Origin of the sequence: Paenibacillus xylanilyticus (genome assembly GCF_013359935.1) — a bacterium.
In the GTDB taxonomy this organism is placed as follows: domain Bacteria; phylum Bacillota; class Bacilli; order Paenibacillales; family Paenibacillaceae; genus Paenibacillus; species Paenibacillus xylanilyticus.
This window is the reverse complement of record NZ_JABMCB010000197.1, coordinates 99,014-118,119: the sequence shown is the minus strand read 5'-3', so window position 1 is coordinate 118,119 and position 19,106 is coordinate 99,014. Positions and strand designations below refer to the sequence as shown.

The window sequence follows — 19,106 nt, the reverse complement described above, 5'->3', positions numbered from 1 at the left end:
TTTAATGGAAATAACTTCAAACGGATGGGGTGAACAGACGTGAAGACAGGCGGGAACTGGCGCAAGAGGGGTTACCAATGGATTAGCATGACCGGCGTAGCCGCTCTGATGGTTACGGGATACTTGGTGCTGGATTTAAACGTATCCGCAGGTGAAGGGGAGGCCTCAGGCTCAGTTACTCAAGCCTTAGCGGCACAAATAACCTATAAAGTTGGGGAAACCGTAACATTGGGGAAAGGCCTGCCTTTGTATGCCCAAACGGTTGATCATAGCGTTCCCGTTGATCTGATGAGAATACAGTCCTATACGTCCAGTGAAGAAAAAATAAAAGTGCACACTGTTCGGGGAGAATGGCTCAGGTTCAAGGATGACAGTCGAGGGGATCACTGGGTACCTGCATGGTATGCATCCAAAGATAGCAAAACCCTGAAAGGGTCCGCTCCGCAAAATTTTACACTCCGAGCAGGCAGTAAGTTGTATCTGTATCCTGGGAGCCAGACAAGCTGGGTTTCTGATGATGCTCTAACGGATCATGCCCTGATCGTTGCAACGACGAAGGACTGGTATGGAATATCGATTGCTCCGCGTATCTGGAACAAAGAGTCGAATGTATATCGTCCGGCAATACTCTGGGTTAAGGCGAAAGATGTACAGCAGCGTGCCTATGTAGCTGACGCCTGGTTTGGGGATCAAGCTTCCATGTCTACAACAGATGTGCGTCATCTGACGGATATTATGCTCAGCAAAACCACAACCTCCAAACAAGTCGCACAATGGCTTGGCGAACCGGATTGGAAAGAGAATTCCCAAAATCTGAATGAAACCAATTATTCCATGAGCATTGGACAGACCTGGCGATATGAACGGGAAGATGCACAGTTTCTGGTGACATTCAACAAGGCTGGCAGACTGATGCAAACACGCTGGAACCTAACGCTGGATGATCGAAACAATGTCGTACCTTCCGATTGGCATTTCAGCCGTTCTGACGACTATCAATTCACAACCAAAATTCTCGGCAAAACGCTGCCTTCATCTTTGCCCTGGAAATCAACATGGACCAATCAGGGAGAGTTAAACTATCCTTTTCTGCAAGCAGCAACGGAAGATGTACTCCTGATGAAAGGCGACGATGGTGGATTTAGCGGCATGCATTACGATAAGTCGGTTTATGCCCTTGATCGACGTACAGGCAAAAAATTATGGGAAATACACGCAGGATTCGGGGCACTCCAAGCATATACGGATACCAAGCGCGAGGGTGTAACCCTCTATACGTCTTATGCTCCGGGAGATAAGGAATACAAGGACCGCATACGTCACATTAAACTATCGGATGGGAAAGTGATATGGGAGTACAAGCCGGGCTCCAAACTGTCACTTCGTGGGATTACAGCTGCGAAGAATGTCGTGGTAGTGGATAGTCCGGTTAAGGAAGGCTCCAGTCAGGGACGAATAAAGGTGCTGAATAGCTCTAGTGGAAAAACACTCTGGACAAGGAAGTTAAGTGCCGGATATCAATTGTTCAATCAGTCGGCAGATGACCCGTATGTCATGTACTGGGAGAAAAATCAGCTGATTGCAGCCGACTCGCTTTCAGGCCGAACTGTATGGAGCATCAAGGTAGGGAAACCCACTGTGGATTATATCGAGAATGATCCGTATTTCGACGGAATAACCCGTCTTGATCCGTTCACGGAGGCACTGTCTGAACGTTGGATGCTGCTCGGGGATCAGTGGGTGTTAGTCGATCTGACTTCAGGCAAGAAGCTCGCTCACTTCCCGGCCAGGAACGGGCAGCGTTTCGAAGTGTTGAATGATGGCATGCTGCTGATCCGGGAGAACAAGAAAGGCGATCACTATGGAGACTATTTCGATTTTACAACTACACTGTATGATGCCAAGAACAACAAAAAAAGGTGGACATTGAACGATAAAGTTGAACGGGGGCTTGTGGAAGGTGATCAATTATTTGTGATCAAAAACGGTTACCCGGCTGCGCTGGATTATCATACAGGGGAGACGCGCTGGAATGCAAAAAACACTATCTCCACCTTGAAGTACCCCACTAACCAGGGGAGTTACCTGTTGATTGACGATCAACTGCTGTTACCCATGGGTGAGGACCTGCTGGTCATGAACAAAGAGGATGGTACGCTCATTGGTCGCGTGCATGACGTAGTCATGGGATCACCGGAACACCGGGACAGGGACGCCAAGAATGGAACCATGAATCGGGTAGGGGATGAAGTATACATCGGTTCGTCGAACGGACGATTTAGCTTATATAATGCAGAGGAGTTAAACACAGATATCTCTCGCTAAGGCTTGTCTCACAACGAATGTTGCATTATTATAAATGAACAGGATTGCTCGCGCTCCGGTTATCGGCTGTGCGGGCTTTCTTTCATGTGTTCTCGAAGAACCATGCACGATTAATCGCAGGAGGATTCTCCATGATTTCATTATATGGCGTAAGCAAGCGTTATAACGAACGCGGGTCCCGGGCCGATCAGGGATTCGAGGCGTTAAGCTCTGTCTCGCTTGAAGTGGGACAGGGGGAGATTCACGGTATCATCGGCTCCAGTGGTGCAGGGAAATCGACGCTTCTTCGCATGCTTAATGGGCTCGAAAAACCGGATACGGGTGAAGTAACCGTTGGTGGACAGCACCTGACACGAATGAACGAACGCAGTCTTCGTCAGGCGCGCCGATCCATTGGCATGATCTTTCAGCATTTCAATCTGGTGAGCAACCGGACGGTTAGCGGCAATGTGTGCATGCCTCTTGAACTGGCGGGTGTATCCCGGAGAGAACGGGAAGAACGTGGACTTGAGGTGCTGAAGTTTGTAGGTTTAGAGGATAAGGCGAAGCAATATCCTGCCCAGTTAAGTGGCGGACAGAAGCAGCGTGTGGCGATCGCAAGGGCTCTTGCGAGCCGGCCCGATGTACTGCTCTGCGATGAACCGACATCTTCGCTCGACCCACAGACGACGAATGGTATTCTGGACGTGCTGCGTCACGTCAATGAGACGCTGGGCGTAACTATTGTGCTGGTTACACATGAGATGGAGGTTGCGCGAAGACTCTGCCACCGGATTTCTGTTATGAAGGAAGGACGTATTGTCCGGACGCTGACAGAAGCCGAAGTTCGCAGCATTCCCGCACCACAGCCCGATTTGCTGACATCCCTGCTCACTGGTGAAGAGGCGGCGACGGCGGGAGTGGAGGGCAATGAATGATGATACCTGAATCCGTGTTGAAGTATCAGCATGAAATATGGCAGGCCATCGGAGAGACCTTTGTCATGGTAGGGATCTCGATCGCGGCAGCTGTTCTGATCGGCCTTCCGCTAGGCACCCTGCTGTATCTGTTCAGAAGAGGGCAGCGGTATCAGAACCGGCCCCTGTTCACGATTTTAGGCAGCCTCGTAAATATCATTCGTTCGTTCCCGTTTTTGCTGCTCGTTGTATTCATGATTCCGTTCACACGAATGATCGTTGGAACGGCGATGGGAACGCTCGCGGCGGCTGTTCCACTCTCGGTCATTGCCATTGCCTATTATGCGAGATTGGTGGAACAGGCCCTGCTCGACGTGCCCAAAGGTGTGGTTGAGGCTGCATCATCCATGGGTGCATCGACGATGCAGCTTGTGCTGAAATTTTTGTATGTGGAAGCACGTTCAGGTCTCGTATTGGGGCTGACCACAGCGACGATCAGCTTTATCTCCTATTCCACGGTGATGGGCATTGTGGGCGGTGGAGGCGTTGGTGATTTTGCCATTCGGTACGGATATCAGCGATTTGAGACAGATCTCATGGTATTTACGATCATTGTTATGATCATTCTGGTACAGATGATCCAGTTTACCGGAAGCAGACTGTCCCGCTGGCTCGACCGGAGATCATGACGAAACACAGGGTTTACAGATGAGAAGAATTCAGTATCGCACTACAGATTACATGATGAAGGGGTTAAACGCAGATGAAAGCAAAAATGGTACTTATGCTGCTCGCAGTTATGCTGGTTGTAGCCGCGTGCGGTAAAAAAGAAGAGACACCTGCTGCAGAAGGAAGCAATGAAGGTAGCCAAACCACACAGGAAGTCAACTTGAAAGTAGCTACATTGATTCCGCCAATGACAGATGTGCTTGATATTGTGAAACCTTTGCTGAAAGAAGATGGCGTTAATCTGGAAGTAGTTGTTCTTTCCGATAACGTTCAACCGAACACTGCACTGGCGGACAAGGAAGTGGATGCAAACTTCTTCCAGCATGTACCTTACATGAACCAATTCAACGAAGCAAATAACGCTAATCTGGTCGCTGTACAGCCGATTTACAACGCGATCTATGGCGCTTATTCCAAAAAGTATAAATCCATCGATGAACTGCCTGAAGGAGCAACGGTGGCTATTGCCAACGACCCGTCCAACATTGGACGTTCCCTGGTCATGATGGAACAGAACGGCCTGATCAAGCTGAAAGAAGGCGCCGGTTTCAATGCAACACAATCAGACATCATCGATAATCCAAAAAACTTCAAGTTCCAGGAAGTAGATCTCCTGATGCTGGCCCGCATGCTGGATGATGCAGATCTGGTTGCCATGACACCAGCGTATGCAAGCCCGCTGGGACTTACACCGAAGAAGGATGCGCTGTTCACGGAGAAGGATGATTCCCATTTTGCCATCACCCTGGTTGCACGTGAGGACAACAAGGATTCCGAAGCAATTCAGAAGCTGGCAAAACGTATGGCAGGACCTGAAGTGAAGGCCTTCTTTGAAGAGAAGTATGCTGACATCGCGATTCCGGCGTTTGAATAAAGTTTAATGTGAATAAAGTGATCAGTACCTGATTCAAAAGGACTGACTGATCAATAAGAAGATCCGAGCGGAACCCGCCCGGATCTTTTTTGTTGTTGATTATACGTGTTGTTGTAATGCTTAAACGTTAGGATTAGAGTGGCGTTCCTTCTCCCGTTCCATAAGGCGCATCAGTTTCCGCTCGGTTGCTGTATCCTGTGCAGGTGTGTATATGCTGCATCGCAGATCTGTACTTCCCTGAACCTGTAATGAGGTGAGGTCAAACAACATCTTGCCTGCTCGGGAATGTCTGAATTCGATCAGAACATCCGGGGCGCTGCTCACACTGCTTTGTTTCCACAGGGACTGAAATTCCGGATATCGATCCATCATTTCGTTCAGAAATAAATTGTACCATTCATCATCTACATATTGACCGTAATAAGCACGGAAGATCGCAAGGTATCCGAGAACAAAATCCTCCCAGTTTACCGCCAGTCTTCGGAATTCCTTCCGTTCAAACAATAGACTGATCATGTTTCGCTGTTCGGCAGGAATCTGCTCAAAATCGATGAAGACATGGCGGGCTGCGTCATTCCAGCCAACGATGTAACAGCGGCGGTCCGAAATGATGGTGGGACAATTCTGGAGCTCCTGCAGTATCTTTTGCAAGGAAGGGTGAAGCTGATAAGGTTCTTCTTCTCGGATGTGGAGCTCTGAGTAATGCTCCATGGCTAGAGAGAACAAGTACTTTCGTTCATCCGAGGTCAACTTGAGGGCGGACGCAATGTTATCGAGTACCGAATGGGATACCTGGATATCCCTTCCCTGTTCAAGCCAGGTGTACCACGTCGTGCTTACACCCGCCAATTGCGCTACTTCTTCTCTTCTCAAACCCGGTGTTCTACGCCGGGTGCCTTCTGGCAATCCCACCGCCGCCGGGGCAATTTTGGCACGTTGTGTTTTCAGAAATACGGATAATGCCTGAAGCCGGACATCCTGGTTCATCTCATTCCACCTCAACCTCGTTTATCATGGTAGTCATTATACTATTATAATTGACAACTTGTAATAGGATATTGCACGTGCCAATATAAATGCAGAAGTTCAGTTGCAAGCAAGAAGTGTCCAAGGAGGATGATTGGTATATGGAACGCGAACGGGTTGTTATTACAGGAATGGGGATCGTCTCACCACTGGGTAATGATGTAGATACATTTTGGAACGGGCTTGTGCAAGGGAAATCGGGCATAACACGTATTGATGCCTTTGACACAACTTCATATAAAACAAAAATGGCCGGTGTCGTCCGGGATTTTGACGGGGAGGGGCGGTTCGGACGCAAGGAAGCCCGCCGTATGGATCGATTTTGCCAATTCGCTGTAGCAGCAGCTGACGATGCCCTCGTGCATTCGGGTCTGGATATGGAGAAGCTGGACAGGGAGCGAGTAGGGGTATACATTGGATCCGGCATTGGCGGCATTCAAACACTGATGGAGCAAGGAAAGCTGCTGTCAGAACGTGGTCCTGGCCGGGTCAGTCCAACCCTTGTGCCCATGATGATTTCCAATATGGCAGCTGCCATGGTGAGCATGAGGTTCGGATGCTGGGGACCAACCCTTTCACCCGTAACTGCCTGTTCCATTGGCAATACTGCCATAGGGGAAGCATATCGGCTCATCCGGGACGGAGGCGCAGATGTGATTTTTGCCGGGGGTACAGAAGCTGCCATCACTGAAGTTTCACTGGCGAGCTTCGGTAATGCGACCGCATTATCGACAAGAAATGAAACCTATGAAACGGCGAGTCGACCCTTTGACGCAGGGAGGGACGGATTTGTTATGGCAGAAGGGGCAGGGATTGTAGTCGTGGAATCACTGGCACACGCACGGGCCAGAAATGCTCAGATCCTTGCCGAGATTGTTGGGTATGGAGCCAGTTCAGACGCATATCATATGGTTGCGACCCACCCGGAAGGACGAGGAGCATATCTGGCCATGAGAGCTGCGCTGGCTGATGCGAAGCTTCAGCCCCATGAGGTGGATCTGATCAATGCCCATGCGACCAGTACCGAAGCGGGAGATCTCTCGGAGACCAGAGCGATTAAACAACTCTTCGGTGAAGCTGCTTATCGCATTCCGGTAACGGCTAACAAGTCAATGACAGGACACATGTTAGGAGCTGCTGGTGGAGCTGAGGCCATCTCTCTAATCCAAAGTTTGCAGCATGGACTCATTCCACCAACGATCAATCAGGAGCAGCAGGACCCGGAGTGTGATCTGGATTACGTGCCAAATGAAGCGAGAGAGGCTGAAGTGCAGGTTGGCATGTCCAATTCTTTTGGTTTTGGCGGGCATAATGCCGTCGTTGTCTTTCGTAAATATTCATCCTGACAAAAAAGAGAACAGCACCAGCCAAAGGGCTGTGCTGTTCTCTTTTCAGGTTATGATGCAGTTACCATATCGTTTATGAAGTGAGGGATGTGGATTCCGTTTTGCTTGTGAAGGAATTTTTCAGCCATTGGCCGCGCCATTTGGACTGCATAATCAGTACCAGCAGCATGGATGCGGCAGCGATAAGACTGAGGATAACGAATCCTGGTGTATAGGATTGGTAGGAGCTGTACAGTTGACCCAGAATCAGCGGAAGTGCATATCCGCCCAAGCCTCCAGCTGCGCCAACAATCCCGGTCATCAGACCGATCTCATTGCCGAATCGTTGTGGAACCAGCTGGAACACGGAACCATTACCGGCCCCAAGACACATCATGCCCAGGAATAACATGACGACGACAACGGGAAGGGGCGGGAGGAAAGACACGCCTACAAGCATGATGCATGCACCAGTATAAAGGAATGTCAGCATGCGTGTACCCCCGATTTTGTCTGCCAGGTAACCTCCGACAGGTCGGAAGAAGCTTCCTGCAATGACGCAAAAGGTTGTGATATCGGCGGCGCGAACAGGGGACAGGCCATACTGGGTGTTAAAAAAGATGGTCAGATAGTTACACAACCCGACAAAACCGCCAAAGGTCACACAATAAAATGCACAGAACACCCAGGCATCTCTTTGTTTCAGCAATGTGCCGTATTCAGACAGCTTCTTCGGTGCTGGTCGGTGGGGACTGTTACGGGCAAAGATGGAGAACAGGATGAACACGACCACGATTGGAATGATGGCAAGCCCGAATACAACTTCCCAGCTGCCAAAATGAGTTGCCAGCCGATTGGCAAACAGGGTAGCAAGTACTGTTCCGCTATTACCTGCTCCGGCGATCCCCATGGCAAGTCCCTGATGCTCCTTGGGATACCATTGTCCTGCCAGGGGTAGAGCAGCGGCAAACGAGGCGCCAGCAACACCGAGCAGAAGAGCAACCACGTACAATTGGCTTAGCGAGTCCACCCACAGCCAGCCCAGCAATAGAGGGACAAGCGTTACACCCATACCAATCTGCGCCGTGAGCTTTGGACCGATATAATCGGACATAAAGCCAAGAACGAGTCTAAGAATGGAGCCACCAAGGATGGGCAGTGCCACCAAATTGGCTTTTTCCAAGGGGGTCATCGGGTAGTCCATTGCAATAACAACCGCAAGTGGGCCCAGCATGCCCCAGATCATAAAACTGATGTCAAAATACAGAAATGCCCCGAAGAGGCTGGGCTTATGCCCGCTCTTCCAAAAACTTTTGCTCTCCATCATTTAGCATCGCTCCTCATCCAATAGAATAATCTTAACCTGTCTATGTGCATGTTTAGGCAGAAAAAGGCCGCAATTCGTCCAGATGTTGAACGATTTGCGGCCTCATTGCCGACAGGCAGGACACGTCATTGTGTTCCCGCACCTGATTTGATCACAGCACTGTGATTTTGATTCAAATTATAAAAAGAGAATTTATTTATGTCAACAAAAATAACATAAATTTTGAAATGAATTGTTCAGAAACATAAATTCATATTTTCCGTGTTAATTTTATTGACATACAATGAGGATTGCCGTAATCTGAATTTAATATGAACTCACACAAAGGCGTGTAAGTTCCGGAGGCAACGGTGCCCTTTTCCTAATGAATGGAGAAGGGATTTTTCTGTTTATTTTTAAATCGATATGTAACAGAGACAGGGGGCAGCCCATGAGCAAGAAGAAATTGGTCGTTATCGGCAATGGCATGGCAGGTGTTAGGTGTGTGGAAGAGATTATTGCGCTTTCTTCGGATACCTATGAGATTGTCATCTATGGGGATGAACCGCGGCCCAACTACAATCGGATCATGTTATCGAAAGTGCTGCAGGGAGAGCATGCGCTGCAGGACATTATCATTAACGATTGGACCTGGTATGAGCAGCATGGCATTCGGCTGTGCACGGGCGAGATGGTCCACAGAATCGATACGCAGGCCAAAACCATTGAAACGGTATCCGGGATAAAGGAATCTTACGACATTCTGATTTTGGCAACAGGGTCCGCGCCTTTTATTCCGCCCATTCCGGGTGTGGATAAAGAGAGGGTAATGTCCTTCCGGACCATAGACGACTGCACACGCATGTCCGAATATTCCAAGGAGCATCGTAAGGCAGCCGTCATCGGTGGTGGATTGCTTGGATTGGAAGCTGCGCGTGGGTTGCTGCATTTGGGTATGGAAGCCGTAGTCGTGCATAACGCACCCTATATTATGAATCGGCAATTGGATATGCAGGCAGCGACCATGCTTCAGCGAGAACCTGAAGCGCAGGGCATGACATTCCTATTAGCCAAAAACACACAGAAAATTGTTGGCCGGTCACAGGCTCAGGGACTTCTATTTACGGATGGTTCAAAGCTTGAAGCTCAGGTTGTCGTTATTGCCGTGGGCATTCGTCCCCATGTTGATGTGGCCAGGCGGAGCGGAATCAGGACCAATCGGGCTATTGTGGTTGACGACTATATGCGTACGAGTGTGCCGGATGTGTACGCCGTTGGGGAATGTGCTGAGCATCGGGGAATCAGTTATGGACTTGTTGCTCCCTTATATGAACAGGGCAAGGTTCTCGCACGCTGGCTGTGCGGACAGGAGACAACAGAGTACAGAGGTTCCATTCCATACTCCCAGCTGAAGGTATCAGGTGTTGATGTGTTCTCGGCCGGCCATATTAGCGGAGACGGAATGCAGACGGCTGTACAGATGCTTGATGGCATTCGCGGAACGTACAAAAAAGTATTAATGAAGGATGGGAAAGTAAGTGGGGCGATCCTGTTCGGGGATACAACGGAAAGCACAAGCTTACTGGGTCTTGTTCAGCGGGGGGCTGAAGTTACTGCGCTGGCTCCCCGTGAAGATGGCCCGGATCCTGCAGAGATGGCTGCAGCGGCATTGCCTGAACAAGAGACGGTATGTGCCTGCAACAATGTAAACAAGGTGGCGATTATGAGAGCCATTCAGGATAAGGGGCTGCAAACGGCAGAACAGGTCAAGGAACATACCAAAGCCTCCGGTTCCTGCGGCGGATGTCGCCCTATGGTCGCAGCACTGGTGAAGCATACCCTGAATCTCAAGAAAAACGGCGGTGATGCAAACGGAGCGGTGACAGCAGCAGGAGCAGTGAAGTCCTTAGAAAGGCCTGTTTGCAGCTGTACGGACCTGGATCATGCCTCGCTAAAAGAAGCTTTGGATCCGATGTCTTCTGGAGATGGCTGTCTGCTTGAATCTTCAGCAGATCGCGTACGTGAGATCAATAAGAGCGATGAAATGAAAAGGATTATGCAAAGGCTGGACTGGAAAACAGAAGAAGGCTGCCGCATCTGCCGTCCTGCACTTCGTTATTATGTGCTGATCTCCAGAAGGCAGATGAACGTGCAGCAGCTTGACCAGGCTGAGACGTGGAACGATAAACTTCGGGGTACCTTTACGGGTATTGAAGTCCATGCGGATGAGCTGAAGTTCGAATCGTTGGCAGAGCAGCTTCAACTTAGGTGGAGAGGGACAGAAATGCCTTCTCCCGTGAGAGTGGCCGTGTCTGCCGGAGCCGGTTCCTGGGTAAGCCCCATTGTACAGGATATTGGCTTGCAGCAATCTCCTGCAGGTTGGGAAATTTACGTGGGTGGTCATGCAGCAAATCCGGTGAAGGAGGGAAGGCTCCTTGGACTTGCCGAGATGGAAGAAGATGCGGAACGGCTCATCTCGGCATGTATGGAGTGGTATCGCCGGACGGCTTGGTACGATGAACCCCTCTGGGCATGGGTAGAGCGATTAGGATTCATGTCGATCCGAGAGAATTTATTGGATGAACAATTCCAGCATGAGCTGGTTGGCAGAGAAGTGGGCGAAGTGACTTTTACTTGATTGAAAGGCGGGGATGGAAATGAAATCGTCAGCTGAGTACGGTTCGGCTGGTTCGAAGCTGTATGTACGGGAGACACAATGTCCTTATTGCAGCGTGCAGTGCAAAATGACCGTCGAAGAAGTTGCTGGACCAATTGCTGGTGAACGCCGTGCCATGTACACGGTTGAAGGCGTACCGAATGAGGCTTCACAGGGAAGATTATGCGTCAAGGGCATGAATGCGCATCAACATGCACTTAGTGGACAGCGACTCCTGAAGCCGCTCATTCGTCGGAATGGTGAGCTGGTACCGTGTTCATGGCCTGAAGCCATTCAGCTGATTACGAAACGCTTTGCCAGCCTTCGAGATCGACACGGTGCAGATACCATTGGAGTATATGGTGGAGGCTCTCTGACCAATGAGACGGCCTACTTGCTTGGTAAATTTGCAAGAGTTGCGTTAGGTACACGATACATTGATTATAATGGACGGTTCTGTATGTCTGCCGCCGCATCTGCCGGAAGTAAAGTATTCGGTATGGACCGGGGTCTGACGTTTCGATTGTCCGATATCCCGCGGGCTCAATGTATTGTGCTCGCAGGGACCAACGTTGCGGAGTGCCAGCCAACCCTGCTGCCTTATTTCAATCAGGCGAAGGAGAACGGGGCTTACATTATCGTTATTGACCCACGCAAGACGGCCACTGCAGCGATCGCTGATCTTCATTTGCAGGTCAAGCCGGGAATGGACGCACTGCTTGCGAACATCATGCTGAAAATAATTATGGAAGCCGGACTGGTGAACGAGCAGTTTATCGGGGCCAGAACCCATGGGTATGAGCAGCTGCAGAATGCACTGAGCGAGATTGATCTGGAAGAAGCCGCAGTACAATGCGGGGTGGACCTGTCTCTGATCCGCCAGGCTGCAATGGCCTATGGTCAGGCTGAGACAGGCATGATAATGACAGCACGTGGAGTGGAGCAGCAAACGGATGGACATCTCGCTGTCCGGCATTTTCTTAATTTGGTACTGGCAACCGGGAAAATTGGCAAGCCTGGCTGCGGCTACGGCGCAATCACTGGACAGGGAAACGGACAGGGCGGAAGGGAGCATGGACAGAAGGCTGATCAGCTGCCGGGATATCGCTCCATAGAGAATGAGCAGGACCGTGCATATGTAGCAGCAGTCTGGGGAGTGGAGCCTGAAAGCTTACCGGGAAAAGGCGTATCCGCCTACGAAATGATGGAACGGGTTCATGATCAGGAAATTCGTTCCCTGCTTGTGATGGGCTCCAATCCGGTCGTATCCAATCCCAATGTACGTTTGGTAGAAGAGGGACTCCGCAAGCTGGAGTTTCTGGTCGTGGCGGATATGTTTCTGTCCGAAACGGCAAAAATGGCCGATGTGGTGCTCCCGGTCACGGCTTATCTGGAGAACGAAGGCACGCTGACCAATCTGGAGGGCCGGGTTCTTTTGCGTGAACAGGGCAGACCGGCACCGGGTGAAGCACGCCATGATTGGGATATTCTATGCTCCATTGCTGACGGACTCGGCAAAGCTCCCTATTTTCAATATGGATGTGCCGAAGATATTTTTAACGAGCTGAGGATGGCGAGCCGGGGCGGGATTGCTGATTATTATGGAATGACCTATGAACGTTTGCGAAGGGAAAAAGGGATCTATTGGCCTTGCTCTTCTCTGGAAGATACGGGGGAAGGCCTGCTGTTCGTTGAGCGGTTCGCCCATGATGACGGCAAGGCTGCATTTACAAGCGAATTGAGCCCGGGCTGGCAAGATGTATCCCGTGAATTCCCTCTGATTCTGACCAATGGCCGCGTGCTTCCGCACTATCTTACCGGCGTGCAGACCCACCGCAGTCCAACTCTGGAAGCCCGTGAATTGGAGAATTTCGTTGAACTGCATCCGGCAGCAGCTGCTCGTAATCGAATTATGGATGGTGAGTGGGTAGAGATTCAATCTGTGCATGGCAGCTTTAATGTTCGTGCCCGCATCAAAGAAAATATTCGGGAAGATACGCTGTTTGTACCGATGCACTGGGGAGGCATTCAAAACGTCAATCGGGCGACAAGACCCGATCTGGACCCATACTGCCGTATGCCAGGCTTCAAAACGGCTGCTGTAACGATTCGTCCAATGCGATTGGCCAGATGATCGACGTTATGTTTCCTTAACACAATGCAAGTCGGATAGACTGCTGAAGTGGCTGGGAGTTCCAAGGTTATTGGAACAGCCCGGCTTTTTTTGCGTAAGTACGTTAAAATGCAATAGTGCGGAGGGTTCAGGTAAACATGAGAAATGGCTCATGATTGTGGAAGAGATATTGGTTATCATGCTAATAAGGGGTACATGTGTACGCATTTTTTTGTTTTTTCGATAGACAGAGACGTTATTAGTAGTTCAATTTATATAGAAGAAGCGGAGGAGAGCGTAGTGAACGTATGGGTCACGGTCAAAAGCCTGGGCAAGCGTAAACCCGCAATTGCCAAGCAAAGGGCAGAACTTCCGGAAACAACCGGAACGTTACGCCAACTAATCAAGAGCATGGTACGTTTGCAAGTCAACGCTCTTCAGAACAAGCAGAGCAGTGCAGAACTGCTCACTTATCTAATGCCTGAGGATATTCAGGTACAGGAATCCACCGGAAAAGTAGGATTTGGGACGGTGTATAACGAGGTCATGCCCGATCTGGAGCAAGCGGTGCAAACGGCTGTGACAGCACATGAAGATGGGCTATACAAAGTGTTTCTTAATGATGAGGAAGTGCAGGACCTGGATGAACCATTGGAGCTGCAGGAAGATGACGAATTGGTGTTCGTTCGATTTACCATGCTTGCCGGACGTCTATGGTAGTGAGTGATAAGGAGGAGATTGGATGAATCAGAACGATAACGAACAGGTATATATCAAGAGTCTGCAGGAGAAGGCAGTGTCTTTGAAAGGTATAGAGCAGGAGCTCGCGGGATATGTGGTGGAGATGGCCGGATTCACTTATTTGCGCGGAGACGAAAAAGCATACTTGAATACAGAACAGATCCTTCGGGACCGGGCTGCCGATACGCAGAATTCCTTATTTGAGCCTTTACTGAATGTACTTGGGCATCTGGTGAATGAACCGTTGGTGGAACGATTCCGTTACATTGCTGACCGAGCCACAAATTACCCGTACAGCATCATGTACGAGCGCCGGCCATTTCGAAGTTTGGATCCTGAACTGCATATTGGACAGGTCATCCGCAAACTCATTGGTTTGATGCGTATGGAGATACAGGAGTTCTCCCTGGACGAATATGTATCGCTTCGTGAATACAAGTTTGATTATTTGTATGAGATCCGATCTGTACTTCCGGATTGTATTGCCTATGAACTGGACCATCTAAACGGGGGTATGAAGCAGGCATTGCATGAGATCATTTATGGTGACAATCAGTCGGCGTTACTCACAGGCGAGATGATCAAAGGCATATTCATGAGTGACCAGGCAGAGGCGTACCAAATGGTGGGTGAGCTGCTTGTAGCAGCAAGGCTGCAGGAAGGATTGCGTCAGAGTATCGTTGAACGGATGGATGAAGGAACAATTGAGGCGTTTGTATACATATTAAAAGTAATTATCGATCACAATTTAATTCGTTTCAGTTCGGTGGTTAGGGCACTGGCCGTTTGGACAGGTATCGGGATTGACGCAGCGAATGCTCGCGTTGCTGCACAGTTAATCGAGCAGGCTTACGAAGCATTGACCGATACAGGCGTACGTGAAACTTGGATGCAGGATTCGAATGCCAATAAGTTATTTATTAGTCTGTGGGCGACAGCCGTCATTGAAGAGAACAATTTGCAGGATAAACTGATCCACATTATGGACCATGGTCCGTTGTACCAGAAGATCGTCGCTCAATATGTACTAGCGAACAGCCAGAATCGAGAACTGCGGCTTAACATTGCACGTCGTTATCTGGCGGTGCAGGATTTGGAGCTGCTGCATTGGATTGTCCAAAATTATGATGCAATGTATATGCACAACTGGCGTTTCGAGAATGGGGAGAATCAGCGCAGTATCTACATTTCGCCATTGCCTGTTTTTGCAGACAAGACGATACGGCGTCATGACTTCGACCAGTTCAAACAGTTGCTGGCCCTCATTCCCCAGGGAGGGGAAGGTGGACAGTCTGGAGTTCTTGAATATGTCCATTACCGGGTTGATCGGGATGATGTGGTCAAAAAAATGCTGTATCTGGCTGCCTACGATATGGACCCCGACTGGATCGGGGAAGTCATCGCGGTGAAGGACAAGCTGAGCCCGGAACTTCGAGGCGAGCTATTGTCCCAGTTCGTTCAGCACCCCGAAAACGAGGTGCAAAGACAGTTTATTTTTGATAGCCTTTCCGACAAAAGTATAAATAATCGTGAGAGTGCCCTTGCCAAAGCGAAGCAGCTCACCTTAACAGGCGAAGAGCTGATGCAGATGGAGGCTTTACTTAAACTCAAGACCGGATCGCTTCGCCAGAAGGTTATTCAGGTGCTTTTACTGCAGCCTGTCGAACAACTGAAGGCTTCCGTAGAACGTTTGCTGCAGGCGAAGAGCGAACTGCAGCGTCTGGGTGCGCTGGAACTGTTGACGGAAATTGCGGCAGATCCGGAACGGACAGACCAGCACGAGCAATTACAACCGTCAGCCGGACTGATCCAGAAGCCTACGTCGAAGGAGCAAAAACTGCTGGACAAGCTGACGGAGGAGGGCAGCCGATATACTGCTTCGAACGGTTTTGGCCTGTTCGACCCATCCCGGGTGGAGCCACTGCTGCAGGAGAAGCGTGATCTTAGTGGCTTCAGTCCCAAGGATATCTTCACCCTTTCGCTGGAGAAGGCTAAACCCTTTATGGAAGGATTGGACGCTCTGGTTCATCAGCACAGGGATCATGAGTATGAGGTGGAGTATTATGCGGGCTACCGAGAGACGCTCTTGATCGGAGCCAGCCTGCGCTCCATGGTGTCTTATGCGGAACGGAACAATATGAAACAGATGGAGCAATATCCTCTTCACGAAGTATGGGAGGAGTATGTTGCGCAAAGTGATCTGAACGGCCCTGAACTGATGCAGCTTTATTTTGTTTTGCAGTTCAGCACACTGAACGGCAGCTTAAATGAACATTACAGTTATTATCACGATCAATATGATTATAACGAATTAAGCAAAATCCCGTTATTGGAAGGCTGGCGCAAGTCCTTTGCCGAACAGACATATCCGCTTGTCTATATGGAAGAACTGAAACAAATGGCGGCTTCGCTGACATATAAGGATCAGGTGGCTGAATTGATCTCGGCAGCGTTCAAAGACAGCAACCCGGCAGAAACGTTTGAAATAGCGGAGAAGACGTGGGCTTCCATTATCGCAAGCATGCCGGAGGAACAACTGGAGAAGGAAACCGGAATGCTTCATATTCTGACGGAACGGTGGAACTATCTCGTAAGAAGCAGAATATACGATGATGCCAGTTTCCAAAGATTTTTCCAAACGGCTTATCAGTTTATCAACCTTGTGGGAAATACACAGCGTTTCTCCCTGTTATCATTCGAGGATTACCTGCGGGCATTCAAATTGCGTTTGATTGATGATCAGACCATGTACCGTCAGCTGCTGACGGGCGGGGATCGCCTCACATTTATTCGTGATTTGACATGGACACGGACGGAAGGCATCACAGATGATCCGGAACTCGTAGAATTACGAAATACCGTTGTTGAACGAATTTTGGAGATTGAATTGACACGAGGCGAGCTTTCGACAGAAGTCAGCACACTGGCAATGAAATTTGGAAGAATTGAAGGTATGGAACACTGGGTGCATCTTGTCTCTGCCATGGATAAGGATACCTTTGTACGAGGCTATATTTACAGCTACGGAGATAACACAACACGCAAGGAGACGTTCAGTCATCTGATTCAAGTCTGCCATCCACGGGATGGTGAAGATGAGAAGCTTCTGAGACAATTACTTGAGCAGCATCCCATTCCGGAGAAAAAGTTATTGGAAGCGGCCATGTATGCACCCCAGTGGATGGAGATCGTATCGAAGTATCTGGGATGGGAGGGGCTCCGCAGTGCGGCGTGGTACTTCCATGCCCATATTAACGAACGTTTTACGGCTGAAAAGGAAACCATCGTCGCGCACTATTCACCTATATCACCGCAGGAATTCAACGACGGGGCATTTGATATTGCCTGGTTCGAGGAAGCTTATGCAGCTGTCGGCGAGGAAAGATTCAATCTGTTATATGACTGTGCCAAATATATATCCGGCGGATCCAATCATCGCAGATCCCAGTTGTTTGCCGATGCAGCGTTAGGAAAGCTTCATCTGGAGGATATGCGTCAATCCGTGCAAGACAAGCGTAATAAGGATCATCTGTTAACGTACAGTCTGATTCCATTCCAAGAGCAGCAGGAACAGGATCTGCGTGAACGATATAATTTTATTCAGAAATTCCTGCTTGAGAGCAAGGAATTCGGAGCCCAGCGCCGTGCCAGTGAAGGTGCCGCAGCACAGATTGCTCTTGGCAATCTTGCCCGAAATGCAGGATATACGGACGTCACCCGGCTGATCTGGAATATGGAAGCGAGCAAGCTGGACGAGATGAAATCCTATTTTGAACCAAAGGCTCTGGATGAGACAACGACAGCACAATTGGTCATTGATGAGGAGGGTCAGTCTGAGCTTGTCCTTGTAAGTAAAGGTAAGTCGCTCAAATCTGTACCTGCGCGGTTCAAGAAAGACGGATACATTACGGAGTTGAAGGAAATAAAGGGCGATCTGGTTCTGCAATATCGCCGGGCAAGACAGGAATTGGAGCGTTCCATGACCGCAGAGACTGCCTTTACCGTCCAGGAAATTGCCAGCCTCATGCAAAATCCGGTCATTCGGCCGTTGATTCGTACGTTGGTATTCCAGTCAGGAGAGCGTTTGGGGTATTTTGATAGGAAGACAAGTGGAGGTTGCCTCATTGTACCTGGTCAACAACATGCGACGCATTCATTGACGGATCAGGATAACCTGGTGATTGCACATCCACTGCAACTGCTGCACAGTGGCACGTGGAGCGAGTTTCAGCGGGATCTGTTCACCCGTCAGGAACGTCAGCCTTTCAAACAGGTTTTCCGTGAGCTGTACCTTCCCAATGAAGACGAACTCGCGAATGGAACCGTATCCCGCCGATATGCCGGGTATCAGATTCAACCGAAGAAAGCCGTTGCCCTGCTCAAAGGACGTCAATGGACAGTCAGTTATGAAGAAGGGCTGCAGAAGGTCAGCTATGAGCATAACCTGATTGCCAATCTGTATGCCATGGCAGACTGGTTCTCTCCGGCAGATACGGAGGCACCTACGCTGGAGACGGTACAATTTTATGACCGCAAGACGTATAAGCCGGTAGCCTTGAAAGATGTACCGCCACTCTTCTTCTCAGAGGTCATGCGTGATGTTGATCTGGTGGTCAGTGTTGCACATGTGGGCGGGGTTGATCCGGAAGCCAGCCTGACAACCATTGAAATGCGCCACGTCATTGTCAATGAATCCCTGCGTCTGCTCAAGATCGATAATGTTCGTCTGGATGGAAATTATGCACGGATCGAGGGTGCACTCGGCGAATATGCGGTTCATCTGGGCAGCGGCAATGTATTTAAACAAGCAACAGGTGCACTTTATATCGTTCCTGTGCATAGTCAGCACCGAGGAAGAATATTCCTTCCGTTTTTGGATGAAGATCCGAGAACGGCTGAGATTTTATCCAAAATCATGCTGCTGGCAGAAGATACGAAGATCAAGGACCCACAGATTCTTGCACAGCTGAGAAGCTAGAAACAGCACAAGGTAGACAGGACCAGATCAAACAAGACCCGTTCAAGCAGGACAAGTTTGCATAGATGTATCGGTTTAAGCAAGCTTGCAAAAAAAGTTACGATAATACGTTAAGTAATAAGTGGAGAAATAGCAGC

At 49.5% G+C, this 19,106-nt stretch carries 11 protein-coding genes; 9 read left to right on the top strand and 2 right to left on the bottom strand.

Annotated features, from left to right (window positions below):
* The first annotated feature begins 39 nt into the window (after positions 1 to 39).
* From HP552_RS35640 to HP552_RS22975, 4 genes are all read left to right on the top strand, one after another.
* Entirely contained in the window at positions 40 to 2,325 is a 2,286-nt protein-coding gene (locus tag HP552_RS35640) for an outer membrane protein assembly factor BamB family protein (protein WP_175397724.1), read from the top strand.
* 131 nt (positions 2,326 to 2,456) lie between these two features.
* The gene (locus HP552_RS22985; protein ID WP_175397723.1) at positions 2,457 to 3,242 is read left to right on the top strand and encodes a methionine ABC transporter ATP-binding protein; all 786 of its coding nucleotides are present in this window, start codon (positions 2,457 to 2,459) and stop codon (positions 3,240 to 3,242) included.
* Entirely contained in the window at positions 3,239 to 3,910 is a 672-nt protein-coding gene (locus tag HP552_RS22980) for a methionine ABC transporter permease (RefSeq protein WP_175397722.1), read from the top strand. Before HP552_RS22985 ends, HP552_RS22980 begins: the two co-directional genes overlap by 4 nt.
* A 74-nt stretch (positions 3,911 to 3,984) precedes the next feature.
* The gene (locus HP552_RS22975) at positions 3,985 to 4,824 is read left to right on the top strand and encodes a MetQ/NlpA family ABC transporter substrate-binding protein (RefSeq protein ID WP_175397721.1); all 840 of its coding nucleotides are present in this window, start codon (positions 3,985 to 3,987) and stop codon (positions 4,822 to 4,824) included.
* 120 nt (positions 4,825 to 4,944) lie between these two features.
* Here HP552_RS22975 and HP552_RS22970 read toward each other — a convergent pair whose 3' ends face one another.
* Entirely contained in the window at positions 4,945 to 5,811 is an 867-nt protein-coding gene (locus HP552_RS22970; protein ID WP_175397720.1) for a helix-turn-helix transcriptional regulator, read from the bottom strand.
* Between the two features lie 140 nt (positions 5,812 to 5,951).
* On the opposite strand from HP552_RS22970, the gene fabF reads away from it, so the two are divergent.
* Complete coding sequence (gene fabF / locus HP552_RS22965) at positions 5,952 to 7,196, top strand: beta-ketoacyl-ACP synthase II (RefSeq protein ID WP_175397719.1); 1,245 nt, start codon at positions 5,952 to 5,954, stop codon at positions 7,194 to 7,196.
* Between the two features lie 73 nt (positions 7,197 to 7,269).
* Here fabF and HP552_RS22960 read toward each other — a convergent pair whose 3' ends face one another.
* Positions 7,270 to 8,499: a nitrate/nitrite transporter gene (locus tag HP552_RS22960; protein ID WP_175397808.1), complete on the bottom strand. Its 1,230-nt coding sequence runs from the start codon at positions 8,497 to 8,499 to the stop codon at positions 7,270 to 7,272.
* A gap of 433 nt (positions 8,500 to 8,932) precedes the next feature.
* Between HP552_RS22960 and HP552_RS22955 the strand changes: the two genes are divergently transcribed.
* The 4 genes from HP552_RS22955 (at position 8,933) to HP552_RS22940 (ending at position 18,969) form a co-directional block, all read left to right on the top strand.
* Positions 8,933 to 11,119: an FAD-dependent oxidoreductase gene (locus HP552_RS22955; protein WP_175397718.1), complete on the top strand. Its 2,187-nt coding sequence runs from the start codon at positions 8,933 to 8,935 to the stop codon at positions 11,117 to 11,119.
* Positions 11,120 to 11,138: 19 nt separating this feature from the next.
* A complete protein-coding gene (gene nasC, locus HP552_RS22950) occupies positions 11,139 to 13,271 on the top strand; it encodes an assimilatory nitrate reductase catalytic subunit NasC (RefSeq protein WP_175397717.1) in 2,133 nt (710 codons plus the stop codon).
* 279 nt (positions 13,272 to 13,550) lie between these two features.
* Positions 13,551 to 13,970 (top strand): hypothetical protein, encoded by a 420-nt coding sequence (locus HP552_RS22945; protein ID WP_175397716.1) that lies wholly within the window; start codon positions 13,551 to 13,553, stop codon positions 13,968 to 13,970.
* A 22-nt stretch (positions 13,971 to 13,992) separates the two neighbouring features.
* Positions 13,993 to 18,969, top strand: a complete 4,977-nt coding sequence (locus HP552_RS22940) for a DUF4132 domain-containing protein (protein ID WP_175397715.1) — start codon at positions 13,993 to 13,995, stop codon at positions 18,967 to 18,969.
* The last annotated feature ends 137 nt before the right edge of the window (positions 18,970 to 19,106 follow it).